The sequence below is a fragment of the Rhizobium ecuadorense genome, assembly GCF_001187535.1.
GTDB classification, from domain to species: domain Bacteria; phylum Pseudomonadota; class Alphaproteobacteria; order Rhizobiales; family Rhizobiaceae; genus Rhizobium; species Rhizobium ecuadorense.
This window is the reverse complement of sequence record NZ_LFIO01000336.1, coordinates 1-221: the sequence shown is the minus strand read 5'-3', so window position 1 is coordinate 221 and position 221 is coordinate 1. Positions and strand designations below refer to the sequence as shown.

The window sequence follows — 221 nt, the reverse complement described above, 5'->3', positions numbered from 1 at the left end:
AATCCAGCGACGTCTATCGCCCCAACCGCCAGTCGGTGGAAAAGAAGCTGATCGCCGAGGCGGCAATGCAATTCGTCGAACCGGGACAAGCGATCTTTTTCGATGACTCGACCACGGTACTTCAGATGGCGGCGCATCTGCCTTCGAAGGTGCCGGTCACCGCAATTACCAATTCCCTGACGTTGATGAATGCGCTGACGGGCCTGCACGACGTGACGCTG

At 57.9% G+C, this 221-nt stretch carries 1 protein-coding gene; it reads left to right on the top strand.

Annotated features, from left to right (window positions below; all coding sequences use genetic code 11):
* A partial coding sequence (locus AF337_RS07355) for a sugar phosphate isomerase family (RefSeq protein WP_483150618.1) occupies positions 1–221 on the top strand: 221 nt, incomplete at both ends.